The 26,818-nt window shown below is 46.4% G+C and carries 23 protein-coding genes; all 23 read right to left on the bottom strand.

Going from position 1 to position 26,818, the window contains the following annotated elements:
• Positions 1-49 precede the first annotated feature (49 nt).
• The gene (gene yfmH, locus BXO87_RS04805; RefSeq protein ID WP_007611496.1) at positions 50-1,336 is read right to left on the bottom strand and encodes an EF-P 5-aminopentanol modification-associated protein YfmH; all 1,287 of its coding nucleotides are present in this window, start codon (positions 1,334-1,336) and stop codon (positions 50-52) included.
• Positions 1,333-2,613 (bottom strand): EF-P 5-aminopentanol modification-associated protein YfmF, encoded by a 1,281-nt coding sequence (gene yfmF / locus BXO87_RS04800; RefSeq protein ID WP_007611492.1) that lies wholly within the window; start codon positions 2,611-2,613, stop codon positions 1,333-1,335. Before yfmF ends, yfmH begins: the two co-directional genes overlap by 4 nt.
• A gap of 151 nt (positions 2,614-2,764) precedes the next feature.
• Entirely contained in the window at positions 2,765-5,884 is a 3,120-nt protein-coding gene (locus BXO87_RS04795) for an MMPL family transporter (protein WP_038458049.1), read from the bottom strand.
• Complete coding sequence (locus tag BXO87_RS04790; protein WP_003154157.1) at positions 5,884-6,339, bottom strand: MarR family winged helix-turn-helix transcriptional regulator; 456 nt, start codon at positions 6,337-6,339, stop codon at positions 5,884-5,886. The genes BXO87_RS04795 and BXO87_RS04790 overlap by 1 nt, the downstream gene beginning before the upstream one ends.
• Positions 6,340-6,445: 106 nt before the next feature.
• The gene (gene bcbE / locus BXO87_RS04785; RefSeq protein ID WP_017417794.1) at positions 6,446-7,675 is read right to left on the bottom strand and encodes a bacillibactin exporter BcbE; all 1,230 of its coding nucleotides are present in this window, start codon (positions 7,673-7,675) and stop codon (positions 6,446-6,448) included.
• Between the two features lie 111 nt (positions 7,676-7,786).
• The gene (locus BXO87_RS04780; protein WP_007409813.1) at positions 7,787-8,512 is read right to left on the bottom strand and encodes a GntR family transcriptional regulator; all 726 of its coding nucleotides are present in this window, start codon (positions 8,510-8,512) and stop codon (positions 7,787-7,789) included.
• 124 nt (positions 8,513-8,636) lie between these two features.
• The gene (locus BXO87_RS04775; protein WP_012117574.1) at positions 8,637-10,997 is read right to left on the bottom strand and encodes an FtsK/SpoIIIE family DNA translocase; all 2,361 of its coding nucleotides are present in this window, start codon (positions 10,995-10,997) and stop codon (positions 8,637-8,639) included.
• A gap of 134 nt (positions 10,998-11,131) precedes the next feature.
• Positions 11,132-11,341 (bottom strand): YlzJ-like family protein, encoded by a 210-nt coding sequence (locus tag BXO87_RS04770; protein WP_003154161.1) that lies wholly within the window; start codon positions 11,339-11,341, stop codon positions 11,132-11,134.
• Positions 11,338-12,075, bottom strand: a complete 738-nt coding sequence (locus BXO87_RS04765; protein ID WP_003154162.1) for a ClpP family protease — start codon at positions 12,073-12,075, stop codon at positions 11,338-11,340. Before BXO87_RS04765 ends, BXO87_RS04770 begins: the two co-directional genes overlap by 4 nt.
• 115 nt (positions 12,076-12,190) lie before the next feature.
• Positions 12,191-13,858: a ribonuclease J2 gene (gene rnjB, locus BXO87_RS04760; RefSeq protein ID WP_012117573.1), complete on the bottom strand. Its 1,668-nt coding sequence runs from the start codon at positions 13,856-13,858 to the stop codon at positions 12,191-12,193.
• 178 nt (positions 13,859-14,036) lie between these two features.
• On the bottom strand, positions 14,037-14,906 hold the full coding sequence (gene dapA, locus BXO87_RS04755; protein ID WP_003154166.1) for a 4-hydroxy-tetrahydrodipicolinate synthase: 870 nt from the start codon (positions 14,904-14,906) through the stop codon (positions 14,037-14,039).
• Positions 14,907-14,936: 30 nt separating this feature from the next.
• Positions 14,937-16,151, bottom strand: coding sequence for an aspartate kinase (gene dapG / locus BXO87_RS04750; RefSeq protein WP_038458046.1), 1,215 nt, complete (start codon positions 16,149-16,151; stop codon positions 14,937-14,939).
• A gap of 89 nt (positions 16,152-16,240) precedes the next feature.
• Positions 16,241-17,281, bottom strand: coding sequence for an aspartate-semialdehyde dehydrogenase (gene asd, locus BXO87_RS04745; protein ID WP_038458044.1), 1,041 nt, complete (start codon positions 17,279-17,281; stop codon positions 16,241-16,243).
• Between the two features lie 134 nt (positions 17,282-17,415).
• Positions 17,416-18,006 (bottom strand): dipicolinate synthase subunit B, encoded by a 591-nt coding sequence (dpaB, locus tag BXO87_RS04740; RefSeq protein WP_032874929.1) that lies wholly within the window; start codon positions 18,004-18,006, stop codon positions 17,416-17,418.
• 2 nt (positions 18,007-18,008) lie between these two features.
• Positions 18,009-18,899, bottom strand: a complete 891-nt coding sequence (gene dpaA / locus BXO87_RS04735) for a dipicolinic acid synthetase subunit A (protein ID WP_032874928.1) — start codon at positions 18,897-18,899, stop codon at positions 18,009-18,011.
• Between the two features lie 157 nt (positions 18,900-19,056).
• A complete protein-coding gene (locus tag BXO87_RS04730; protein ID WP_003154176.1) occupies positions 19,057-19,314 on the bottom strand; it encodes a YlmC/YmxH family sporulation protein in 258 nt (85 codons plus the stop codon).
• 78 nt (positions 19,315-19,392) lie between these two features.
• Positions 19,393-20,628, bottom strand: a complete 1,236-nt coding sequence (locus BXO87_RS04725) for a M16 family metallopeptidase (protein WP_032874927.1) — start codon at positions 20,626-20,628, stop codon at positions 19,393-19,395.
• 39 nt (positions 20,629-20,667) lie between these two features.
• Complete coding sequence (locus BXO87_RS04720; protein WP_038458042.1) at positions 20,668-21,627, bottom strand: polysaccharide deacetylase family protein; 960 nt, start codon at positions 21,625-21,627, stop codon at positions 20,668-20,670.
• Between the two features lie 112 nt (positions 21,628-21,739).
• Complete coding sequence (pnp, locus tag BXO87_RS04715) at positions 21,740-23,863, bottom strand: polyribonucleotide nucleotidyltransferase (protein ID WP_038458040.1); 2,124 nt, start codon at positions 23,861-23,863, stop codon at positions 21,740-21,742.
• Positions 23,864-24,038: 175 nt separating this feature from the next.
• On the bottom strand, positions 24,039-24,308 hold the full coding sequence (gene rpsO / locus BXO87_RS04710; protein ID WP_003154182.1) for a 30S ribosomal protein S15: 270 nt from the start codon (positions 24,306-24,308) through the stop codon (positions 24,039-24,041).
• 165 nt (positions 24,309-24,473) lie between these two features.
• Positions 24,474-25,415, bottom strand: coding sequence for a bifunctional riboflavin kinase/FAD synthetase (ribF, locus tag BXO87_RS04705; RefSeq protein ID WP_007611467.1), 942 nt, complete (start codon positions 25,413-25,415; stop codon positions 24,474-24,476).
• Between the two features lie 19 nt (positions 25,416-25,434).
• Positions 25,435-26,364, bottom strand: a complete 930-nt coding sequence (gene truB / locus BXO87_RS04700; protein ID WP_038458038.1) for a tRNA pseudouridine(55) synthase TruB — start codon at positions 26,362-26,364, stop codon at positions 25,435-25,437.
• An 84-nt stretch (positions 26,365-26,448) separates the two neighbouring features.
• Positions 26,449-26,802 carry a 30S ribosome-binding factor RbfA gene (gene rbfA / locus BXO87_RS04695; RefSeq protein WP_003154185.1) on the bottom strand — a complete coding sequence of 118 codons (354 nt, stop codon included), beginning with the start codon at positions 26,800-26,802 and terminating at the stop codon, positions 26,449-26,451.
• Positions 26,803-26,818: the final 16 nt, after the last annotated feature.

Here is a 26,818-nt window from a genome sequence, read left to right as displayed (position 1 = left end):
TCCTTCTTTCCCCAGAAAAACATCCCTCAGCGCGTGAGGGATGTTTTTGTTATGATTTTGGCACGACTTTGCAGACTGTCAGCCTGTCTTCTGATATTTCTTCTTTAATAACCCGCTTTACGTCTTCCAGCGTAATCTGCTCCAGTACGGTTACGACATCAAACAGACTCATATCTAAAAAGGCGTAGCGTGTGAATTGGTTGGCGATATATTCAGGCGAATTGAGCGCTTTTAAGAATGACCCGATCTTCTTTTTTCTCGCAAGGTCAAGTTTTTCCGCAGTCACGGCTGATTCCGCATCAAGCAGCATGTGTTTTAATTCGTCAGCGAGCTTATCCGGCTCCGGTGTATCTCCTCCGACAGAGGCAAAACCGAATCCGTATTCAGCCGTGTAATCAAAGCTGAAGGTTTCATCAATGTAGCCTTTGTCGTACAAGTCGCCGTAATGCGGTGAGCTTTTACCGAAGAGACATTCAAGCATGAGGTTCATGCTGAGCTCGTGCTTCAACAGCTCCCGCCCCGTTTTATAAGGGTCTTTCGCCTTTAAGCCGACAAGACATTTTGAGCCTTGCACGTTCATTTTTAATTCCTGCTCCCGGCGGAAAACCGCTTCCTGCTCTTGAACTTCTTCACGTTTGATTTCAGGCTGGTCTGTAAACGGCTTTTTCTCCTGGTTTTTCCGCACCTGGCTGATGACCGCTTCAGGATCTACGGGACCGACGATAAAGAGCAGCATATTGCTCGGGTGATAAAACGTTTCGTAGCACTCATACAGCAGATCTTTCGTAATATGTGAGATGCTCTCCACCGTTCCGGCAATGTCAATTTTCACGGGGTGGTCTTTATACATATTTTCGATAAGGCCGAAAAACAGCCGCCAATCCGGATTATCATCATACATATTGATTTCCTGGCCGATGATGCCTTTTTCTTTTTCAACTGATTTTTCCGTGAAATACGGGTCCTGAACAAAATCCACGAGTGTTTCCAAGTTTTTCTCCACATTAGAAGTGCTGGAGAACAGATAAGCGGTTCGTGTAAATGATGTAAAGGCATTTGCCGACGCCCCCTGCTTACTGAAGTCCTGAAACACGTCGCCGTCCGCTTTTTCAAACAGTTTATGCTCCAGAAAATGCGCGATTCCGTCAGGGACGTGTACCATTTCTTCCTTATTTAAAGGAACGAATTGATTGTCAATGGAACCGTACTTTGTCGTAAACACGGCGTATGTTTTATTAAAGCCCTGTTTCGGCAGCACATAGACATCAAGGCCGTTTGCCATTTTTTCATGATACAGCGTTTCCTGAAGCTGTTCGAAGTTTATCGGTTTAGTCAAGATGCTCCCCCCGTCCCTTTTAAGAAATAAGTCGTATCCAGCTTAATGTTCTTTCCGACATTGATAATGTCCTCTTTTGTCACTTTCTCGATATTGTCAAGGAATCTTTCGATCGGTATCTCTACTTGGGCTGAGGCCTGCTGATACAGAAATTCCGCTAAACCGTATGCCGTATCAATGGTTTCTAATACCTGATTTTTAATAACGGCTTTCGTTTGGGCGATATCATCTTCTGAAAAGTCACCGTTTTGCATAGCCTGAAACTGTTCTTCAATGATGGTGACGGCCTGCTTGTAATTTTTCACCTCAATGCCCGACATGACCATCAAAAGCCCTTTGAAGCTTTCCACCCTTGAGGCTGCATAATAGGCGAGGCTCGCTTTTTCACGGACATTTATAAACAGCTTTGAATGAGAGAAACCTCCGAACAGCCCGTTAAACACCTGCAATGCAGGATAATCCGGATCTGTATATGTCGTATTGGTCCGGAATCCGATATTCAGTTTGCCCTGCTTGACGTCCTCTTCATCAATGACTTCCTTCGGATCGGGCTGTTCATTCGCCGCGCTTCTTTCAAAAGGCTTCAGCTCCCGTTCTTCCGTTTTAAAATACGTATCAACGGCCGTTTTCACCTGATCTGTATCAACATCGCCGATGACGTACAGGTCCAGCTGATCTTCGCGTATGGCTTTTTGATAGGCTTCATACAAATCTTGCGGTGTAATGTGTTCAACATCATCGAACTCGCCGTTGACGTGAAGGGCATACGGTTCGCTTTTGCACATTTCCTGAACGAGACGCAGATTAGAATATCTCATCTTATCATCATATACGGCTTGAATCCGCTGTTTCAGCGTCCGTTTTTCCTGCGTGACATAAAGGGGCAGGAAGGCGCCGTTTTCCAAAGCGGGCGAAAAGACAAGCTCTGATAAAAGCTGAAGGCCTTTTTCCAATAACGGTGTGCGGTCCTTCAGATACTTTTCATTAGGAATCTCAAGCCTGAACGTAATGACATGACGTTCTCCCTTTTTTGTCAGATCAGCTGAAACGGATGTGCCGTACAGCTCATCAAAATAAGACCGCAGATCAGCGGTTTTCGGGCGGCTTTCTGTTCCGCGCAGAAGCACATGCGGAAACAGCGCTCTTTTTGTTACGAGCTCTTTCGTTAAAGGAGCCAGCATTTTAAACGTCAGCGAAACGGTTTTAAATTTCTCGGTCTTTACGATGTGGGCGGTGATCCCGCCGTGCTTTGACTTCATTTCATTTACGTAAGTCATGTGAAACCTCCTTCGTTCATTCTTTCATAGTATGTATTATGACCAAATTTCAGCATTCGCAAAAAAGAGTACGCAGATGTAATTATATCAACTGGAGGATTTATAAGGAAACAAAAAACCTCTGCCCGAAAACAGGCAGAGGTATTGAACGTTATTTTTTCAAATTGAAAGGCCACCAGTTGGCTCTTCCGAATATTTTCACCATGACCGGTACAAAAAACGGAAGGACCACAATTGCGTACATGAGAAGGCCTGTTAATACCACGGTTGCAATCTGTAATAAGGAAAGAACGCCTGACGGCAGCATGGCCGCAAAGGTTCCCGCTAAAATAATCGCCGCAGAAATGATGACGGAACCCATATTTTTCATACTGCTGATCATTGCGGGTTCCGTTCCTTCTTTTTTAAGCTCATTAAAACGGTCCATTAAAAAGATGGAATAATCCACGCCTAGAGCCATCAAAATGACAAAGCCGAAGAACGGCACGGCCCAGTTTACGCCCGGATACCCGAAGAAGTGTGTAAAGATGTATTCCGTTACGCCGATGGATGCGAAATACGTCAGTACGAGCGACACCACTAAATAAACAGGCATAATGAGGGAGCGCAGCATCACGATGAGAATCAGAAAAATTCCCGCCAGCATAAACATTGCCGTCCGTTTGAAGTCTGAATCCGATACTTCCTTCAGATCGGCATTCATGCTGGAGACTCCCGAAACGCCGAAGGAAGCATTCTTCAGATCCGTGTTCGGAATGGCCCTTTTTACGCTCGCTTTGATCGCTTGAATATCTTGAATGGCCGTATTTGAGTAAGGATTGTTATCAAGAACGACGGTCAATTCTGTCGTTTTTCTGTCATCTGACATGTACGTATTAAACACGCTTGTGAAATCACTGTTTGTCAACGCGTCTTTCGGCACAAACCAGCCTGTCATTTCTTTGTCTGACGCCTTGTGAAGCTCACCCAGGTAATCATTCGCCCCCATCATGCCGCTTGATACTTTCTTAAGCCCTTTTACACTGTCGTTAAGGCCGGAAGAAAGATCGCTGAGCCGGGAAGAAAAATCACCGAGACCGCTCTTCATTTTTTTCTGGCCCTCCGCGAGCTGTCCTGCCGCCGATTCAAGGCGCGGCATTTGCCCAGCGAGAGCCCCCTGTCCGTCTGACACTTGCTGCAGACCGTTTTCAATACTGGTCAGACCATTGATCATTGCGTTAATTTGAGTGTCAATCTTCTTCTGAGCGGCTGCCAGCCGGGCAAATTGTTTTTCCGCTTGCTGCAGATATTCCTTTTGACTGTCGACCTGTTTAGAAAAAGCTTCTGCATCCGCGTTTGCCTTGGAAACGGCTGACTGTACACCCGTAAAGGCCGATTTAATTTCTTGATAAGAGGGATCGGTTTTGACTGACGGTATTGACGCTTCCAATTTTGCAAACGGCAGCCGGGCAAGCTGCTTGCTCAAATCGGCAAGCTGTCTGCTGGCTTCATCTTTCATCGGCAGGACGGTTTTTACCAATTTTAAAGCGTTTTGCGTTTCTGAAGCGAGACCGCTGTTTTGTTTGAGCTGTGAAGTCAGCATTTGTTTTTGCTCTTCAATCCGCTTTCTCATCTGGGCGACGCCGGCTTTATTCTCGTTCACGCCAGCCTGCAGTTTATTCAGGTTTTCTCCTATATCAGAAAGCCCGGATTTCAGAGACAATGTTCCGTCAATAAGCTGATTGACGCTTTTCCCCGACTCTTCGATCTGCGGCTGTGAATCAGCTAACGACTTTGCGGCATGCCCTAATCCGTCCGTGATTTTTTCAAGTCCTGTATTGCCCTTATCAAGTCCTTCTTGAAGCTGCTTTGCCTGATTTGTGACAAATAATTGATTCAATCCGTTTCCAGCAGGGCGCGTGGCGCTTCTGACCGTTTTTACACCCTCTGTTTTTTCAAGTTCTCTGCTGATTTTTTCGATATCAATCAGGTGTTTTTCGGTATTTAAAGTCGCATCATTTTTGATGACGACTGTGGCCGGAAGAAGTTCTCCCGGGCCGAATGCGTCTGAAATCGTATTAAACGCGCGGACGGATTCATATTTATCCCCGATTTCGTCAAGACTGTTGTAAGATAGCGACCCTTTGTAAAGAAGGATAGGCGGGACGGTGAATACCGCAACGATTGCAAGACTGATGAGCGGCCTTTTAAATGAAAACCGTCCTGACGTTTCCCATGCTTTGCTTTGAGGATGGGAAATATCGCCCTTCACAGGCCAAAACAGTCTTTTTCCTAAAACAGCCATAAAAAACGGCACGATCGTCATGAGCGCAAGCAGCAGCACCGCGACACCGACCGCAACGGCCGCTGCCGACTGATACAGCTTAAATGTCGCAAATCCGATGCAGGCAAATCCGATCAGCACCGCACCGCCGCTATACAAAACCGTCTTTCCGGCCGTTTTGTAGGTGACGACGATCGCTTCTCTTATATCAGCGCCATGCGACAGTTCTTCTTTAAACCGGCTGAGAAGCAGGATGCAGTAGTCTGTGCCGATCCCGAACATAATCGCAACCATAAAAATCTGAGTAAAAGTTGAGAGCGGAAAATTCAGCTGATCGACTAAAAATGCGACAATCGACTGGCTGACTAAATAAGATATCAATACTGATAAAAGCGGTACGAACGGAGCGACCACTGACCGAAATACAAGAATCAGCACGATCAGGATAAAGGCAACCGTTATATATTCAGTCTTTTTCAAGCCGTCCTGCGAGCTTTTCAGCACATCTTCGTCAATCAGCGACTGGCCTGTAATGCCGTATGATACGCCGTACGGTTTCAGCTCTTTATCAATTTTATTTTTTATTTCGAGGATATCGTTTTTGGATGTATCAAGCTGCAGCTGAACGAGCATCGTTTGTCTGTCTTTTGACAGCAGCTGTTTTTTGATGTCGTCATTTTTCTCCCCGAAGTATGAAGTCACCGTTTTAATCTGAAGCGCTTTTTTATGTTCAGACAAAGTGCTGACGGCTTCTTCCAGACGATCTTTTTTGTCTGTCATTAAGCCTTTTTCGTGAAATACGATGACGGCAGAAGAAGACGGTGCATCTGAATCAGACATTTCATCAAGCAATTCATGGGCGTAAGAAGAGGAATACCCGTCCGGTACGGAAATCTGCCCTTTCTCCCGTGTCAATTCAGCCATATCAGGCGCTGTAAGCATAAATATCACCGTTGCGGCGACCCATACCGCGGCGATGATCCAGCGAGCTCGGATAATGTTTTTCATTATGTCTGCTGATCCTCCTCTGTCATCATCAATCGATATAATTTTTCATATGTATTAACGAACATCTCCGCCTCGTCTTCATCAAAATACATAATATATGAACGGACGAGTTCCTCAATCCGCCGCTCCACACGGTGAAATACTTCCGTCCCCTTTTCCGTGACATTTAAAAGTATGCTCCGGCGGTCGCTTTGGCTGCGTTCTCTATTGATGTAGCCTTTTTCATACAGGCGGTTCGTCATAGATGTAATGGCGCTTTTATTGACGTGGCACACTGCGGCCAGTTCAATTGATTTGCAATCCGGATTGAGCATAATATAGCGGAGGATGTAATATTGATCCAATGTCAGCTCTTTGTTCACTTTTTCAGCGATAATGCTGTCAATTTTTTTTAAGACGTGCAGGTATACATCGGAATAACGCTGAATCAGCTGTTTTACTTTTTCTTCATGCACCTTTTCCCCCTCCTTCCGATAGTTAATATGTTTAACTATTAAAAAGAATAACGACTTGACGGTATCATGTCAATCTTCAAAATAAAATAAAAAAAGACAGTGCAGATTACACCGTCTTTAATGATTCCTTTTTTTCTTTTGCCTGTGATGAGATATTTAACAGCGCTAAAAATACAGACACAATGCCGCAAAAAGCGGATAAAATAAAAATCAGCCAGCCTGCATTTGACATCAGGGCAGCAAAGATCGGCGGTCCCGCCGCTACTCCGATAAACCGCATGCTGTTATAAAATGAGGTGATGGTTCCCGATTCCTCGTTGTCTACGCCTTCTGTGATGACAGCGTCTAAAGCCGGCAATGCCATTCCGATACCGATACCGCTGACACACAAAAAGATAAATAATAAATAAAAACTGTGATTCCACCATAGGCCGATAAACGACAGTGTCACGGCACTCATTCCGAAAACGATGCAAAACTTCATTTTGCCTTGGTCTTTTCCGATTTTTCGGCCTGATATATATGAACTGACGGATAGAAATAAAAGCGGGATTGCCAAAAGCGCTCCTTTAGCCACACCGTCAATTCCGTATTTCTTCTCGAGTGAGTCTGATAAATAAAAAAGAACCCCGAACAGCAAAAACATAATCACGCAGCCGATGATAAAAACCGTAAAGAGCCAGCGTCCGTCACGCTTAAATATGCGGCCGACATTTTTCACAAATTCGGAAATAGAAGGCGCTTCTTTTTGTTCCTCCGGCTTTGCCACCAAAAACAATACGAGAAAAAAACTGATGAGCGAAAAAAACGGAATGAACCAAAACGGCATAAACCAAAACCATGCAGCCAAGAGCGACCCGAGAATCGGGCTTATTACTTTCCCGGCAGTGTTAGACGTCTCAATGTCGCCGAGCCCCGCGGTAATCCGCTCATCATCCCCTTTGAATAAATCACCGATAAACGGCATCACTACAGGAGCCGCCCCTGCCGAACCGATTCCCTGCAGCACCCGCCCCGCCAAGATAATGGGATAAGGATGCTTGAACGCGGTGGAAGCTATCGCGGCAAGCGCTCCGCCCGCACCGGCTATGAGAAGACAAGGCAGAAGAACCTTTTTTCTTCCGAATTTATCGGACAAATATCCGGCAATCGGAATACAAATAATCGCCACAATCGAATAGACCGTTATAATTAACGATACTTGAAAAGACGATATGGACAGCTTCTTTTCAATCATCGGAAGCACAGGAATCAGCATGGAATTCCCGAGTGTCATCACGAGCGGTACAGAAGCCAGAGCAATGATATTTTTCGTTCCATTTTTCTTCTTACTCAACTTATTCACCCATTCACTATACTTGGTTGTTTCCTGTTTTATTGTGCCTTGCAGAAAACAAAGTATGTACTGAAACGGCAAATAAAAAAACAGACACATGACGCGTCTGTCTTAAAAACGTTTTCTTACAACATGAAAACTGAACTTATCAGCCCGGAAATAATTTAATGAATACAGCACAGGTTCATCATTCTGATTATAGTGGGTTTGCTTCAGCAATAAAAGCGCCGTCTCCGGCTCGCATTCCAAAACCGGCGAAATCGTATCGTGATATCCGATCGGTTCGATATCAGCAACGGCATAGCTGATCACAGACCCGGAGTTTTTTTCCAAAAGATCAAAAATAGACTCCTGTTCATGACAGAAAGAATTCGGCAGAATGTGCATCGGAATCGTATCTAAACAGTAAACGACCGGAGTGCCGCTTGCCGTTCTCACGCGTTCCAAATAAAAAAGCTCCTGCTCAGGCTCAAGCCGGAATCTAGCGATATCTTCATCAGACGGCGTGATGACCTGAGACGACAAAAAAATTGTACCCGGCACCATGTTCGCCTGCTGAATCGTTTTCGTCACGCTGTTGAGCTGTTCAATACCTGAAAGAAACAGCGGTTTTGTATGGACGAAAGTGCCCACACCGTGCCTTCTGATAATCACATGCTCCTCTTCAAGGATACGCAAAGCTTCACGCAGAGTTGCCCGGCTGACACCCATTGATTTTGAAAGCTCAAATTCAGAAGGAAGCTTTTCCTTTTCGGTGTAAATTCCGTTTTGTATATCCTCTTTGATTCGCTCAATCACTTTTAGATACAAGTGACGATTGTCAGCTTTTGTAGACATGTTTCCCCTCCGTAAACCACTTTCATAAATTATTGAACAATTGGGACAACTATATCATGTTTTAATAAAAAAATAAATAGGAATGATTTTGGTGATATCATTTTCAGTGAAAACTCTCTCCTTTTTAAGAAGAGAGCTCATCATATTGTTCCTTAGATAATAGTACTTCCCTCGGTTTGCTTCCTTCATACGGCCCGACGACGCCCCGTTCCTCCATTGCGTCAATCAGACGGGCAGCTCTCGTATATCCGATTCTGAACCGCCTTTGAAGCATGGAGACTGATGCCGTCTGCATGCCGATAATCAAATCGACCGCTTCGTCATAGAGATCATCCGTTACTTCACTGTGTGTTTCCGAAACTTCTTCCGGAATCATCTCTTCTTGATACTGCGCTTTTTGCTGCGTAATGACATGATCGACGACATGCTCAACCTCTTCATCGGATAAGAATGCCCCTTGCACACGCACCGGCTTATTTGCGCCTACAGGCAGAAACAGCATGTCTCCGCGCCCCAGAAGCTTTTCAGCGCCGCCCATGTCTAAAATTGTCCGTGAATCGGTCTGAGATGAGACACTGAAGGCAATTCTTGACGGGATGTTGGCTTTAATAACACCGGTAATAACGTCAACTGAAGGCCGCTGTGTCGCGATAATCAAATGAATTCCCGCCGCCCGCGCCATCTGTGAAAGTCTCGTAATTGAATCTTCCACGTCGGAAGAAGCGACCATCATCAGATCGGCAAGCTCGTCAACGATGACGACGATGTACGGCAGCTCAGGCTGCTTGACTTCTTCTTCGGCATTTGACCGCTTGATATGGTCGTTATAGCCTTCTATATTTCTCGTACCCGTATGGGAGAACAGTTCATAGCGGCGCTCCATCTCATTGACGACCTTTTTCAAAGCCTGCGAGGCCTTTTTCGGATCTGTCACGACCGGCGCAAGCAGATGAGGAATGCCGTTATACACATTCAGCTCAACCATTTTCGGGTCAATCATCATCATCTTCACTTCATGCGGTTTGGCCCTCATCAGAATGCTCGTAATAATACCGTTGACACAGACGCTTTTTCCGCTTCCCGTTGCCCCCGCTACAAGCAGGTGGGGCATTTTGTTCAGTTCGGCAAGCACGGCTTCCCCGGAAATATTTCGTCCCAAGCCGATCAGAAGCTTCGCGTCCGGCTTGTCATTGAGCTTGGATTCAAGCACTTCTTTTAACGAAACCATCGCAACTTCAGCATTGGGCACCTCGATGCCGATTGCCGATTTACCCGGAATCGGCGCTTCGATCCGAATATCCTTCGCGGCAAGCGCGAGCGCGAGGTCATCGCTCAGATTCACGATTTTACTGACTTTGACCCCGACATCCGGATACACTTCATATTTTGTGACCGCCGGACCGAGATGAACTTGGGTCACTTTCGCCTTTACGCCGAAGCTTTGAAAAGTCCGCTCGAGTTTTCTTGCATTCTCGTAAATGTTTTTCTTATCGGTCTGCTGGCCGGTATGTTTCGGGTCAGCCAGTATGTCCAATGAAGGCATTTGATAATCTTTATTTTCAAGCTCTGTAAACGTCATCGGCGGAGCCGCAGCCGTTTCGCCACTGTCTTGAGCGCCGCCGGAAGGCTCATCTTTTGGCGCTTGTGCCGTCTCCTGCGTTTTTTCCGGAATCAGCGGTTCGGCGGGCTCTTCCTGACGGTCTGAAAAGCTTGAAATAATCGGCTCTGAATGGATGATCGGCGAAATGATTTCCTCATCCTCTTCCTCCGGTTCAGGCTCTTCTTTTTTCTTTTGAACCCGTTTTTGTTTTTTGCCCGATTTTGTTTTTGTTTTCGGCGAAGACATATTCGTTCTGACCGTCTTCATATCCTCAAGAAATGCCTGCCACTGGCCGCGGATAAACCGGCCGACGGGGCTCGTCCACTTTTTGAGCGTTTCCTGCAGTGAACGCCCTGTTACAAGAATCAGCCCCATTAAGATCAGCACGATCGCCATGATTTGTGAACCCGTTGATGCAAATAAAAAGTGGGAAGCTGCAAACAGTACCGCGCCGATCATGCCGCCGCCCAAATCAGGGGAAGCAGCCTGCTGTTTCATGTCAATCATAAACAGCTCCCACGTGTTGCCGATGACACTTGCCGACCGAATCGACCCGTGATGAGACAGATTTTTAAAGAGCTGCACGTGAGACAGCAGCAATATACTGGCGATAATACAGTACAACCCTGCCTTTCTTCTCGTTAAAAGGCTTGGACTCTTCTTTTTCCAAAACAGCGAAATTCCGAGAAGGAAGAGCGCAATTAAGCATAAAATAAACCACTCTCCGGCAAAAAAACGGAACAAGTACACAAATGTCTGTCCCACAACGCCGAGCTGCAAAACAGCAATAATTGAGATTGCAACACAGAGCAGTCCGCTTAGTTCGTATTTTAGATTGAGCTTACTCTCTTGTTTCTTTTTAGATTTCCGTTTTTTCTTTGCCACACTCATCACCTTACTGCGTTAAAAAATGTAAAATCATACATCATGAAGAAAAGCAGCCTTTTGCCGGCTGCATTTTTCTGTAGGATTCCCCTATTATAGCATATTTTGCCCCCGAGAAACGGACTGAATGCCGGTTAGATTTTCAGCTTGATTTTTTGTCCCGGAGCGATGTCCGGATTCAGAAAATCCATCGGGTTCGTACTTAAAATCTGTACGACTTCGGCTTCATTTCCCTTCATCTCAACTAGCAGCGGCACGCCGGCGTAATCTACCTGTTCATGCACGCTTTGCTCTATATCCTGACCGTAAACGACTTCTTGGGGCATGACGGTATAAAGGATCATTGAATCATCCTTCCTTCCTCGCCCTTTCGTTCCTCAATCAGCTGATTCAGCTTTTTTATCGCCTGTCCGACGCCGCCCACGGCATCAATTAATCCGTAATCAGCCGCATCTTTGCCGACTACGTTCGTTCCGATGTCCCTGGTTAAGTTTCCTTTTGAAAACATCAGCTCTTTGAATTTTTCTTCGGAAATATTTGAATGATGGGTCACAAAGTTGACGACCCGCTCCTGCATTTTATCCAGGTATTCAAATGTTTGCGGAACCCCGATAACCAGACCTGTAAGCCGAACGGGGTGAATGGTCATTGTCGCTGTCTCCGCGATAAAACTATGATCACATGACACGGCGATCGGCACACCTATGGAGTGGCCCCCGCCGAGTACGATTGAAACGGTCGGTTTCGATAAGGATGCGAGCATCTCCGCAATCGCAAGCCCCGCTTCCACATCGCCTCCGACGGTGTTTAAGATGATCAGAAGTCCTTCGATTTTCGGATTTTGCTCAATCGCGACGATTTGCGGAATGACGTGTTCATATTTGGTTGTTTTATTTTGCGGCGGGAGCTGGACGTGCCCCTCAATTTGGCCGATGATCGTCAGGCAGTGAATGTTGGTATCTTGGGACATTTGCGGCAGAGATGTCTCTCCCAGCTGCTGAATTTTGCTCATAATGCTGTCTTTCGCATCTGATTTTTCGGGCTGCTGTTCTTCGGTGTTTTCCATACGATGATCCATTTTATCTTTCACCCTTTCCGAATGTCTCTTTGTATTATGAACAAAGATGATGATTTCCATCCGGGACATGAACAAAAACACAGCCGGAGCATCATGCGCTCCGGCTGTGTATACATTATACTTCCATAATGATCGGAATGATCATCGGCTTGCGTTTTGTTTTTTCATAAAGGAATTGATTCAGCGCATCACGCATTGCTTGTTTCAGCGTGGACCATTCTACGGCAGATGTTTCTGTCGCTTCAGTCACGATAGAGCGGACGAGCTCAGTAGCTTGTACAATTAAACCTTCTGATTCTCTGACATATACGAAACCGCGCGTAATGATCTCAGGACCTGATACGAGGTTCTTTTTCTGCTTATCGAGTGAGATCACGACGATGAGAATGCCGTCTTGTGATAATAAGCGGCGGTCTCTCAGCACGATGTTGCCGATGTCGCCGACTCCGAGGCCGTCAATCAGAACGTTTCCGTACGTGACTTTATCCCCGATTTTCACATTCTGTCCGCGGAATTCAACGACGTCACCTTTTTCAATCAAGAAAATGTCGCTGCGTTTCATGCCGATCTCTTCTGCGATTTTGGAATGCGCTTTTTGCATTCTGAATTCACCGTTAACCGGAATTAAATATTTCGGTTTCAGCAAATTAAGCATGAGTTTCAATTCTTCCTGCGAACCGTGACCGGACACATGCACGCGTTTTTGGGCGAAAATGACTTGAGCGCCGGCGCGGGCAAGCAGGTTGACGGTTTTGGAATATATCAATTCATGCCCAGGAATCGGTGTTGATGCAATGACAACGGTGTCTCCTTCTTCAATGTTAAGCTGCTTATGCGCCTGCTTGGCCATCCGCGTAAGAGCGGCCAGCGGCTCACCATGGCTTCCGGCTGTAACAATTGCCACTTCCCGCTTCGGATATTTTTTCACATCCTGCACAGGAATAAACATTTCATCTTCGGCTTCAATATAGCCGAGCTTGCGCCCCAGCTGAAGCACGTTTTGCAGATTTTTTCCGGCGATTGCAAGTTTGCGGCCGTTCTGGACGGCAGCCTGTATCACTTGCTGGATCCGGTTGATATTAGACGCGAATACAGCAATGATGACACGGTTTTCTGAATTGTTCATCGCATCGGCAATTTCACCGCTTACATATGCTTCTGACGGAGTATATCCCGGGCGCTCCGCATTGGCGCTGTCAGAAAGCAGGGCGAGCACGCCGCTGTTTCCGATTTTGGCAATTTCGCCAATATCACATGATTGGTGATAAGCAGGCGTCTGGTCAAACTTAAAGTCTCCCGTGCATACAATAGAGCCAAGTGATGTTTTGAAGCTGACTCCCACTGAATCCGGAATGCTGTGAATCGTTTTAAAGAACGATACTTTCGTTGATTCAAATGTAATGACTGATTTAGAATGAACTTCACGCAAATCAGCTTTTCGATTATGCCCGTACTGCTTGAGTTTTTCTCTCAGTAATGCAAGCGTAAGCTTCGTTCCGTATACCGGCACCGACAGCTTGTTCAATAAATAAAAGACGCCCCCGATGTTTTCATCGTGCCCGTGTGTCAGAAAGATGGCCTTCACGCGGTCAGCCCGTTCTACTAAGTAGGAAATATCCGGAATGACGACATCAATACCGAGCATTTCATTTTCAGGGTGCATCAGCCCTGCATCCACTACAAATATGTCTGAGTCAATTTCAATGACATATAGGTTCTTCCCAATTTCTCCAACGCCGCCAAGGGCGATAATTCTGACGTTTTCTGTATTTTTCTTTTTCAAAATCTGTATCCTCCTAGTCTCATACCCGTCCATCATCACTTGTTCCTATTATAACTGATATCAATTTTAGAAAACAAGAAGAAGCGGAAGGTTTAGGGAAAACCAATATGTATACAAAACGGTCAAACTCACGATAAAAATGAGAATGACCGCGTATTTTAACTGTATAAATTTTTTCTTACAGTTCGCTGATGACGCTGCTCAGGCTCAGACGTTCATCTTCATTCAGCGGGATAAGAGGAAGACGCACAGATCCGACATCAAGGCCTTTCAGCTGTAGCGCCGTTTTGACCGGAGCCGGATTAGGCGCTTTAAAGAGCTCCTTCATGATCGGCAGAAGCTTCTGATGAATCAGCGCCGCGGTTGCCGTCTGCCCGTTTGTATAGTTTTTAATCATCTGCTGCATGTCAGAACCTACGATATGGCTGGCCACTGACACGACTCCTCTTCCGCCGACTGCGAGAATAGGAAGCGTTAAGCCGTCATCACCTGAATAGACGTAAAAATCTTCCGGTGTTTCGGCAATGATTTTCGTAATGGCATCAAGATCGCCGCTCGCTTCTTTAATCGCAGAGATATTCGGAATCTCCGCAAGTCTGATGGCCGTTTCCGGCGCAAGCGAAGCGACCGTTCTGCCCGGCACGTTGTAAAGCATCACAGGAAGAGACGTTTCTTCCGCAATGGCTTTAAAATGACGGTACATACCCTCTTGGGAAGGCTTATTATAATACGGCGTGACAAGCATAACGCAATCGACACCGGCTTCTTCAGCTTTTTTTGTCAGTTTAATGGAGTCTTTCGTATTGTTACTTCCCGTACCCGCAATAACAGGCACGCGTCCGTTCACTTCTTTGACTGTAAATTCAAAGAGTGCAATTTTTTCTTCCGTTGAAAGTGTCGGAGATTCGCCGGTCGTGCCTGCGACGACTAAAGAATCCGTGCCGTTTTTCAACAAATAGTCGATTAATGTAGACAGTTTTTGAAAGTCTACATTCCCTTTACTGTCAAAGGGGGTAATCATCGCTGTAGATATATTTCCGACATTCATTTTTTTCACCTCATCATGATTCAATCACATTTACTTTGAAAGTTCAAACACTTCATGCAGCGCATTTACGGCCGTTACCATATCTTTTTCATGAACGAGCACCCAAATCGTCGTATGGCTGTCGGCAGATTGCAGAATCGGAATGCCTTTATCAGAAAGTGCGGAGACGATTTTTGACGTGACACCCGGAACACCCATTATCCCGGCGCCGACCGCTGACACTTTCGCACAGCTCTCCGTCACTGTCGGCTCATATCCTAATTCAGCCAAAATGCTGCGCGCGGCTTCCGTTTTACTGCCGGCCACGGTATATACGATTTCACTCGGCGTAATGTTAAAGAAATCTACGCTGATTCCGGCATTTGCCATTGCTTTAAAGACTTCAGTCTGAACGTTGTATTGCCCCATTTTGGCGGGAACCTTAAATTGCGTCACATCTTTCACATGGGCGATCCCTGTAATCAGCCGTTCGAATACATCGCTGCCGATGTTAGACGAATGATGGGACGTCACCAAAGTGCCTTTGTCTTTTGAATAAGTGGAGCGCACGCGAATGGGCACCTTTGCCTGCATGGCGATTTCCACCGCGCGCGGATGAATGACTTTCGCGCCTTGATAGGCCAGGTTGCAGATTTCCGTATATGTGACGTTCGGAAGCGGCTTAGCATTTTCCACGATTCTCGGATCGGCTGTCATAACGCCTTCCACGTCCGTAAAAATGTCGATAAACTCAGCATCAACCGCCGCGCCGAGCGCCGCTGCTGAAGTATCGCTTCCTCCTCTGCCGATCGTCGTCGTGTCGCCTTTTTCAGTCGCTCCCTGAAATCCTGCGACAACGACGGCGTCATGGCTGGCGAGTGCAGCGAAAAGCCGCTCTGTTCTCATTTCTATAATTTTGGCGTCAGTATGCTGGGCATTGGTTAAAAAGCCGGCCTGGGCTCCTGTTAAAGCTGCGGCTTTTATGCCGTTTTCCTTCAGCATGCTGGAAAAAACAACGGACGAAATCGTTTCTCCACAAGACAGAAGCATATCCTGCTCTCTCGGAGAAATGTCGGACTGGCTGCCGTAAAGGAGCCTGATTAAAGAATCTGTCGCGTACGGGTCTCCTTTTCTTCCCATCGCCGATACGACAACGACAACTTTATAACCTTCACTGATGGCATCTTTAATGTGTGCTAGCGCAAGCTTGCGGCCTTTGTCATCTTTTACGGATGTTCCGCCGAATTTTTGAACAATGATCTTCACTATTTTCACTCCAAATTAGTCTGACGTAACAGAAGAGAGCAGGCAGAGCCTTACTCTCTTCTGTTCGCCTATAGAAAAATACGTTTGTTTTATACGAGGTTCAGTTTTTGCAGGCTTTCCGCGATTTGGACTGAGTTCCAAGCGGCGCCTTTTAACAGGTTATCAGAAACAACCCACAAATGAAAACCGTTTGCTCTGTCCAAATCTTTACGGATTCTTCCTACAAATACATCGCGTTTGCCGACGCAATCAGCAGGCATCGGGTAAAGCTGCTCCGCCGGATCATCCTGAAGCGTAACACCCGGAGCTTCTTTTAAAAGCTGTTTAATATCTTCAACGGTTGCGTCATCACGGTCAAGCTCAATGTAAACAGATTCTGAGTGCCCTGTTTCAATCGGCAGTCTGACACATGTCGCAGCCACTTCCAGCTTCGGCATATGCATGATTTTTTTCGTTTCATTAATCATTTTCATTTCCTCAAACGTATAGCCGTTGTCTTGAAATTTATCAATTTGCGGAATGGCGTTAAATGCGATTTGATAATGCTTTTTGTCGCCTTTAACCGGCATAATGGACGGTTCTGCGGGTTCATTGTTTAAAATCGCCTTTGTCTGGCTGTACAATTCCTTCGCCGCTTCATTGCCGGCCCCGGACACAGCTTGGTAAGTAGATACAATGACTTTATTCAAACCGTACGCTTTGCGGATCGGTTCAAGCGCAGCCACCATCTGAATCGTTGAACAGTTAGGGTTGGCGATAATGCCGTTATGTTTGTGCAGATCACCTTCGTTCACCTCAGGCACGACAAGCGGTGTATTTTCGTCCATGCGGAATGCGCTGGTATTGTCAATCACGATGGCTCCCCGTTTTACAGCCTCAGGCGCCAAGCTTTGTGATACGCTTCCGCCGGCGCTGAATAACGCGATATGGACGCCTTCGAAGCTTTCCGGAACAGCTTCCTGCACTGTATATTCTTCGCCTTTAAACGTTACTTTCGTACCAGCAGAACGCTTTGAGGATAGTAGTGTGAGTGTTTCGATTTCAAAGTTTCTGTCTTCCAGTGTTTTCAGCATTTGCTGTCCTACGGCTCCCGTCGCTCCGACAACTGCTACGTGTAATCCTCTTCCCATCTGTAAAACTCCTTCCGCCAATTAAGCATCATTTGTTGAATTGACTTTGCATTTTACGTTTTATTTTACCATAGAATAGTCACGGATTGACCGAATTTTTTTATTCCGGAATGATTTTCTGTCATCTTGATATTTTATTCATGATGGTGTACGAGCACCGGCTGAACCTGCTGGTGCAAAAGAGCTTTTTCTACCGTAATCGGAAGGAGATCCATTCTGGCGACGAGCGATGTCGGTTTTTTCACGTGGTCGTCCTGGCCGAACGGGATGAAATATATGTTTTTTGCGGACATCAGCCTCATTAAATTCGTTCCGTTTAAACCGAGTCCGTCGTTTGTCGAAATTCCGAGCACGACCGGGCGGCCGTTGCGGATCGTGGCTTTCGCAGCCATAAGGACGGGGCTGTCAGTCATCGCATTTGCGAGTTTGCTCATTGAATTTCCGGTTAAGGGGGCGATGACCATGCAGTCGAGCGGAAGTTTCGGCCCGAGAGGCTCCGCTTTTACGATGGAATCAATCGCCTCAAAGCCTGTTGCTTCTTCAATTTTTCTGACCCAATCTCCCCCCTCCCCAAAGCGGGTATCGGTCGATTGAACGGTTGACGTCACGACCGGCCGGACTTCAGCTCCTTCACTGATAAGCGCCTCTATTTGCGGAAAAACTTCCTCATATGTGCAATGCGAGCCGGTTAATCCGAATCCGATTCTTTTCCCTTTCAGAGACATGGTTATTTCCCCTCTTTCTTTAAGTCTGCCAAAAGCTTGCTCAATACGTTCGCAATAATCTGTCCGGCTGTTTTCGGGGCCACAATTCCCGGAAGACCCGGAGCAAGCAGCGCTTTAATGCCTTGTTTTTCAGCATATTTGAAATCCGTTCCGCCCGGACGGGATGCTAAATCCAAAATCAAGGTCTTCGGCGTCATGCGCGATAAAACGCTTTGATTCAGAATCAAGCTCGGTACGGTGTTAATGCAGATATCAATATCATTTACATGTTCAGTAAGCTCTTCAAGCTGAAAAGGAGAAAGCCCCATTTCCATTATACGGGCCAAATGAGCCGAACTCCGCGCGCCCACTTTTACCTTCGCCCCTAACGCCGCAAACGTCCGGGCGATCGTCATACCGGTGCGCCCCATGCCGAGAACAGCGACATTTGATCCGTGAATGGTATAATCCGTATGCTGAATCGCCATCATGATTGTTCCTTCAACAGTGGGAATCGAGTTGAATATCGCGATGTCGTCCCGTTCAAATAATTTCACAAGCTTGCGGCCGGCTTCGCTGGCGATCCCCTCAAGATACGCGTTGGAGATGCCTGAATAAATGACGCAATGCTCCGGTGTCTGCTCAAGATAGCTCTGCTTTAATACCACTTCTTCATTTGAAAAAACCGTGGAAACAATGCCTTCTCCGGTCGTTGCCGATACGGGCAGGATGATACTGTCTATTTTTTGAAAGGGAATCTCATCAATTTTGCATTTGACGGTACCTGTAAAACCGTCATCCAATTGGTCAAATCCTGCAAGAAAAATATCGGCATGCTGTTCTGTCAGCTTTCTTATAATCTCAAGCTGTCTTGCGTCACCGCCAATAATCGCAATTGTCAATCCGGTTAACATCTGAAACGTTCACCTTCTTTACAGTTACTGGATCTTTTAAGTGTCATCCTCCTCTTCATCGTATGTGCAAAGAGAAAGGGCGGTGAATGTACAGCGTCTTTTTCATAAAAAAAGCACCGGCTGTATGAGCCGGTGCTTGCAAAAAAATGAATAAGATCTACTCTTCGGGAGGCGTGATCTCCCCCGGAACGTCTAAAATGATCATGTCTGACCCGATTTTTTGGATATGGTTCCAGGGGACGCGGATGTCGTGGCCTTGTTTTCGCAATCCGAACCATTTTACCGTCGGAATCAACAGCGCGGTAATTTGTCCGTCCTGTTCATTAATTTCCAAATCGGTCTGGCCGAGCACGCCGAGCCGCTCTGCCCGTTTAATGTCCACAATTTCTTTACCTGACAGTTCACTGAGCCTCATGATAGCCACCCCCTTGTACTATATGACCCGGAGCAAAAAAAAATGCCTGCCCCGTAAAGAGGCAGACTGCTTTGCCGATTAAGACGAGGCCGGCATATTGCCGGTCGGGCTGATGAGCGATAGTGCGTAATCATCCGTAAATAAGCGGCGGCTGAGGCCGTTGACGCTTTCCAGGCTGACCGCATTTAATTCAGTGATAATTTCATCCATGGTCTTATGCTTTCCGAGCAGGAGTTCGTTTTTCCCGTTCCGGCTCATTTTGCTGTTTGTGCTCTCTAAGCTGAGCATTAAGCTCCCCTTCATTTGCTCTTTGCTGTTTTCCAGCTCTTTCGGGGTGATACCGTCACGTTTTAGAACCGATAACGTTTCCTGAATGGTTTCAGACAGAAGTCCGAGCTGATTCGCGCCGGTGCCTCCGTAAATCGTCAGCATACCGCTGTCTTCATAGGAACTGTGATAGCTGTATACAGAATAGGCCAGTCCTTTATCTTCGCGCACATCCTGGAAAAGACGGCTGCTCATGCTTCCGCCCAGCACGTTGTTTAAGACGATCAAATCGTAAATGTCCGGATCTCCGACTTTCAGGCCTTTGAAACCGAGACAGAGATGCGCCTGTTCGGTGTCTTTTTTTCTGGTCAGCTTTTCATAATGAAACTCAGGCTCGCTGATGCCGCTTGCTTTGCCCTTCGCTTCGTATGTACCGAACCATTTCTCCACGTTTTTAATGAATTGTTCCGTTACATTTCCGGCGACAGAAATGACGACGCGGTCCGGCGTGTAAAAGTCATCCATATGCTGTCTGAGAGAATCGCCGTTAAATGACGAAAGCGTTTCCTCCGTCCCGAGAATCGGGTAGCCGAGCGAATGATTGCCGTATGTCGCTTTGCTCAGCAGATCGTGGACAATGTCATCCGGCGCGTCTTCATACATTTTGATTTCTTCATATACGACGTTCTTTTCTTTCTTGAGCTCATCTTCGTCAAAAGCAGAATGAAAGAACATATCAGCCAGCACATCAAGTGCGTAGTTTGCATGCTCATCCAGCACTTTGGCGTAATAGCACGTATATTCTTTTGAAGTGAAGGCATTCACTTGGCCGCCTATCCGATCGAAGGATTCTGCGATTTCCCGTGCGGACCTGGTATTTGTTCCTTTAAAAAACATATGCTCAAGAAAGTGCGAAATACCGTTTGTCTCCGGCGTTTCATGGCGTGACCCCGTCCCGATCCAGACGCCGATTGCCACAGACCGCACCGTTGGATTATTCTCAAGCACAACTCTTACACCGTTTTGGCATGTATAGCGTTTTATCAAGTCTGTTCCTCCTATTCAAAGACAGGCAACTGCCGCCTGCTACTTCATCAGCCTGTTTTCATCCATTAAGTCAGACACTGAGCCGAGCGCGTAGCCTTTTTCTTTGATTTTTGCAATCAGTGTATCCAGGCTTTTCGCAGTCGGATCAGTCGGATGCATTAAAATCATGGCTCCGTTATGTATTTTGCTCAACACCCTTGTTTGTAAAACAGCCGGAGACGGTTTTTGCCAGTCAATGGTGTCAACGGTCCACATGATGGTGCCCATTCCTTTTTCCGCCGCAAGGTCGACCACAGCTTTTCTGAAGCTGCCGCTTGGCGGCGCAAACCATTTCGGCTTTATGCCGAGCGTCTCGCTGATTTGTGCATTGGTTTTGTCAAGCTGTTCGGAAATGCTTCCTGAAGTCAGTTTGCTCATATCAGGGTGATTGTATGAATGATTTCCGATTTCATGTCCGTCTGCCGCTATTTTTTTCCCCAGCTCCTGATTGTTTTTCAGCCATTTCCCTTCAAGAAAGAAAGTTGCTTTGACCTGGTGCTGCTTCAGAATAGGCAGCATTTGCTCCACATATTCATTTCCCCAGGCGACATTTATCAGGAAAGCGACCATCGGTTTGTCGGGATTTCCTTTATAAATGGGTTCGGGCGCGAGAGAATTAAGATGGACTTTCGGTTTTACCTGCTCATAGACAAGGCCGTCTTCGTGAAATTCTCCGTCCTTTTTCATTTGTTTATAGGATTTTTCCACATTGACTTTTAAACCGTTATATCCCGGTATACTCTTCCATATTTTATCAATCCGCGCGTCTTGCGGCTTCACTTCATACTCTGGCGCTTTTTGCAGTAATTCTTCATAGAGCGGATCTTTTGATGCTGACACAGTTACAGCGTCTTTTTTCATTGCGTCTATGTAATCAACTGTATACGGGTTTTTTAACATTTCAAACGAAACAAAAAAAAGAAATAAAAAAACGGCAAACGGCACGAATTTTTTCAACATGTCCTTCCCCCCTCATCACACATTATGTATGAGGAGGACAAGGTAGAACCCGTCTGTTGTCTTTCTCAAAATAAAGAAGCCGGGTCTCCCAGGCTCCTTGTTAGGTTTTCATTTAAGATTGTTGTTGTTCCTGTTCTTTTTCTTTCTCTTCGCGCAGCACTGCTTTACGCGACAGATTCACTCGTCCCTGTTTGTCAATTTCAGTTACCTTCACAAGGATTTCGTCACCGATTTTCACAACATCCTCAACCTTGCCGACCCGTTCGAGCGCTAGTTCAGAGATGTGAACGAGACCGTCTTTTCCGCTGAAAATTTCAACGAAAGCGCCGAATTTCTCAATCCGTTTGACTTTACCGAGGTAAAGCTGGCCGACTTCGACTTCTCTGACAAGATCTTCGATGATTTTTTTCGCTTTTTGGTTGCTGCTTTCATCAGTAGAAGAAATAAAGATGGTGCCGTCTTGTTCAATGTCAATTTTAACACCGGTATCTTCAATGATTTTGTTGATTTGTTTACCGCTCGGTCCGATAACGTCACGGATTTTATCCGGATTAATGTTCATCGTTAAAATTTTCGGCGCATATTGAGAAAGTTCTTTTCTTGATTCACCAAGCGTGCTGAGCATGCTGTTCAAGATTTCCATTCTTCCTTTTTTCGCCTGCTGAAGCGCTTCTTCAAGAATTTCTCTTGAAAGGCCTTCAATTTTAATGTCCATTTGTAGCGCTGTCACGCCTTTTTCCGTGCCGGCTACTTTAAAGTCCATGTCACCGAGGGCGTCTTCCATCCCTTGAATATCCGTTAATACCGTATAGTACTCGCCTGATTTCACAAGTCCCATCGCAATACCCGCAACAGGGGCTTTAATCGGAACACCTGCGTCCATCATGGCAAGCGTGCTCGCGCAAATGCTGGCCTGTGAAGTGGAACCGTTTGATTCAAGCACTTCGGATACGAGGCGGACCGTATACGGGAAGTCTTTTTCATTCGGAATGACCGGCTCAAGCGCACGCTCTCCAAGAGCACCGTGACCGATCTCACGGCGTCCCGGTCCGCGCATCGGGCCTGTCTCCCCTACGCTGAACTGCGGGAAGTTATAATGATGCATAAAGCGTTTTGATTCTTCCACGCCTAAACCGTCAAGAATCTGAACGTCCCCAAGGGCGCCTAATGTACAAACGCTGAGCGCCTGCGTCTGTCCTCTCGTAAACAGCCCGGAGCCGTGTGTTCTCGGCAGAAGGCCGACTTCTGAAGAAAGCGGGCGGATCTGATCAACGCCGCGGCCGTCCGGACGGACTTTTTCTTCTGTGATCAAACGGCGCACTTCGTTTTTCACGAGTTTAGACAGTGTCTGTTTCACTTTTTTAATCGTATCTTCATCATGCTCTTCTTCTTCGAATTTCGCGACAACTGCATTTTTCACTTCATTGATCGCGTTTTCGCGAGCATGTTTTTCGTGAACCTGAATGGCGCTGAGAAGATCCGGCTCCGCAAGGCTTTTTACTTTTTCGCTGAGCTCTTCGTCAATTTCATACAGTTCGATTTCTGTTTTTTCTTTGCCGACTGCTGCGACGATTTCTTCTTGGAATGCGATCAGGCGCTTAATTTCTTCGTGACCGAACATAATCGCCTCAAGCATGATTTCTTCAGGAACTTCATCCGCTCCGGCTTCCACCATGTTGATGGCGTCTTTTGTGCCTGCAACGATGAGGTTGATATCACTTTTTTCAAGCTGGTCAACCGTCGGATTGATGACGAATTTCCCGTCAATGCGGCCTACCGTCACACCCGCGATCGGGCCTTCAAACGGGATATCGGAAACGCAAAGAGCGAGTGATGAACCGAACATTGCAGCCATTTCAGATGAGCAGTCCTGATCAACACTCATGACAATGCTGATGACCTGTACTTCGTTACGGAATCCGTCTGCGAAAAGCGGGCGGATCGGACGGTCGATCAGACGGCTGGCTAAAACGGCCTTTTCACTTGGACGGCCTTCTCTTTTAATAAAACCGCCCGGAATTTTACCTACTGCGTATAATCTTTCTTCATAGTTAACGGTAAGCGGGAAAAAATCTAGCGGTTTCGGTTCTTTTGATGCGGTTGCTGTGCTGAGCACTGCAGTATCGCCGTAGCGGACCATGACAGCGCCGTTTGCCTGTTTGGCAAGCTGGCCGGCTTCTACTGTAAGCTGTCTGCCGGCCCAATCTATGGTAAAGACATGTTTCTCTTGTCCCATTCGATTACGAGCTCCTCTCTTAATGTGTGAAATAATCAATTACTCCTATTATGAACGAAATGAATTGAACATATCAATGTCAAAGTAGTATGTAAAAGGATTTCATTGTTTTTTTTATCATTATTTTTTTCGCTTTAATACGATAAAAAAGCGGGAATCCTCCCGCTTTTTACGATTATCGACGTAAGCCTAGTTTGTTAATTAACTCACGGTAACGAGTTACGTCTTTATTACGCAGATACGTAAGAAGATTACGACGTTTACCTACCATTTTAAGAAGACCGCGACGTGAGTGGTGATCTTTCTTGTGAGTACGCAAATGCTCGTTCAAGTTGTTAATTGAGTCTGTTAGGATAGCGATCTGAACTTCTGGAGATCCAGTATCAGATTCGTGTGTTTTGAACTCACTGATGAGTTGATTTTTACGCTCTTGAGTAATTGCCATCCTGTTTCACCTCCATATCATAATTAGCCCCAGTTACCTAGCAACCGTCGGTGACTTCGGATTGCCAAGCAATGGTTTTAAGACTACGAAACATATGATACTAAAAATCGCGCCCATATGCAAATCTTTTAGAAGAAAATTTGTGTACTTTTGATGTTTTTTCCGTTATTTGCTGAAAAAACGGATCGCTTCTTGTTTGTCTTTCCCGATCTGAGCCGTCAGTTCATCGATGCCGTTAAACTTCCGTTCGCTTCGGATTCGTTTGTACCACTCGATTTTAACGTCTTCTCCGTATACATCCTGTTGAAAATTAAACAAATGGACTTCAATTGACGGCTGATCGGGACGCTTTTCATAAAAGGTCGGTTTGTAGCCTATGTTGCAGACGCCTTCATACACCTCGCCTTTTATTTCGGCTTTCACTGCATACACGCCTGTCGGCGGCACGATATAACTGTTGTGCAGGCCGACATTCGCGGTCGGAAAACCGATGGTGCGGCCTCTTTTGTCTCCGTGAATCACAGTGCCCCGGATAAAATACGGCTGACCGAGAAGAGTGTGCGCAAGTTCAACGTCACCATCCTGCAGCGCTGACCGGATATAAGTAGAGCTGATCTTTCTGTCCTGCTCGGTCTGTTTCTCGACAGTCGTGCATCCGGCCTTGCCGTTTAAATCGTCCGGCAGCGTCTCCATCGTGCCTTTTCCGTATTTTCCGTACGTAAAATCGAAGCCTCCCACAGCGTGCCGCGCGTTTAACCCTAAAATATACTCCTCGGCAAACTGTTTTGGAGACAGAGACGCAAACGCTTCATCAAACTTTACGACATACAGCACATCAGCGCCTAAACGCCCGATCTGGCTGATTTTATCTTCAAGCGGCGTAATCAGATCCTTTGGCTCTTTGTCCCTGCCCAACACATGGGAAGGGTGGGGATGAAACGTCATAACGGCCAGCGACAGGCCTTTTTCTTCGGCAATTTGTCTGGCTGTTCCGATTACTTTCCGGTGTCCCAAATGAACGCCGTCAAAGTAGCCGAGCGCCATGACAGACGCCGGCTGCTCTTCTTTTTGTAAATGATGCGGATGAGAAATATGTATCGTCTTCACAGAACGGTCACCTTTTTTCTTATTGTTCGCTTTTTTGCATGAGCACTTTAGCCGGTTTCAGCAGTCCTTTTTTTGAAGGATGCGGCATATAAATGGCCACACATTCTCCGTCTTCAGTACAGACCGCTATACGGGCGTCAGCTGTCATTGCAGAAAATTCCGCCGGGATGTCAAACACTGACCCGTTTTCAGCTTTCTTAGCTAATGTATCACTTATGACCCATTTCGGCAAATGATTGAGCGCTCTTTCAATCGGCACGGCATGCTCTGCAACCATGCCGTCTGAAACCTGCTGTTCAAGTTCCTCAAACGTGAAACACTCATCAAGGCTGAAATCGCCGGAAGCGGTGCGGATGAGATGCGACATATGCGCGGGATAGCCGAGTTTTTCACCGATTGTCACCGCCAATGTTCTGACGTAAGTGCCCTTTGAGCACGTAACTGTAAAGCGGAATGATGCTGTGTCTTCGTTATAAGTGACAGGGGAAGTGAGCGCGATATCTTCAATCGTGATATTCCGCTTCGGCCGCTCCACTTCAATACCCGCCCTGGCGTATTCATAGAGCTTTTTCCCGTTGACCTTTACAGCGGAATACATCGGCGGCACTTGCTCCTGCGGTCCCTTCAGTTCGTCTAAAACGGCTTTGATATCCGCTTCTTTCAGCGGCTCCTTGACAGGTTTTACGCTGACCGTTTCTCCAGTCTGGTCTTCGGTCGATGTGGAGAAGCCGAGAGTGATCTCAGCATCGTACGTTTTTGACTTGTCGGTGACGTACTCAACAATCTTTGTGGCCCGTCCGACACAGATCGGCAGTACGCCAGACACTTCCGGATCAAGCGTTCCCGTATGTCCGACTTTCTTTGTTTTTAACAGTTTTCTTATTTTCATTACACAGTCGTGAGAAGTCATGCCGACCGGCTTATGTAAAAGGAGAACTCCGTTAACCATCTGTCTTTCGCTCCTTTGTTATCAATTGTATCCCGTAAAACGCAGAAAAGAGGACAGACGACACTCGCCCATCCTCTTTCCTTGTTATTCAGACGGTTTATCTGAATGCAGTTCGTGAATCAATGTTTCAATACGGTTGCCGTACTCAATTGATTCATCAAATTCAAATTCAAGCTCAGGCGTTTTGCGGAGTCTGATTCGGCTGCCGATTTCGGAACGGATAAATCCTTTCGCTTTCTCAAGCCCTTTCAGCGCCTCCTCTTTCTTTTTCTCTCCGCCGAGAACGGAGATATACACCTTCGCTATTTGTAAATCACCTGAAACACGTACGTCTGTTACAGTGAGAAATCCGATTCTCGGGTCTTTCAGCTTTCGGCTGATAATATCCCCGAGCTCTTTTTTCATCTGCTCGCCGACACGGTTTGCTCTCATACTCAATTCAATCACCTCTAAG

The sequence above is a fragment of the Bacillus sp. GZB genome (assembly GCF_001975995.1).
In the GTDB taxonomy this organism is placed as follows: domain Bacteria; phylum Bacillota; class Bacilli; order Bacillales; family Bacillaceae; genus Bacillus; species Bacillus velezensis.
This window is presented reverse-complemented; position numbering and strand designations above follow the sequence as displayed.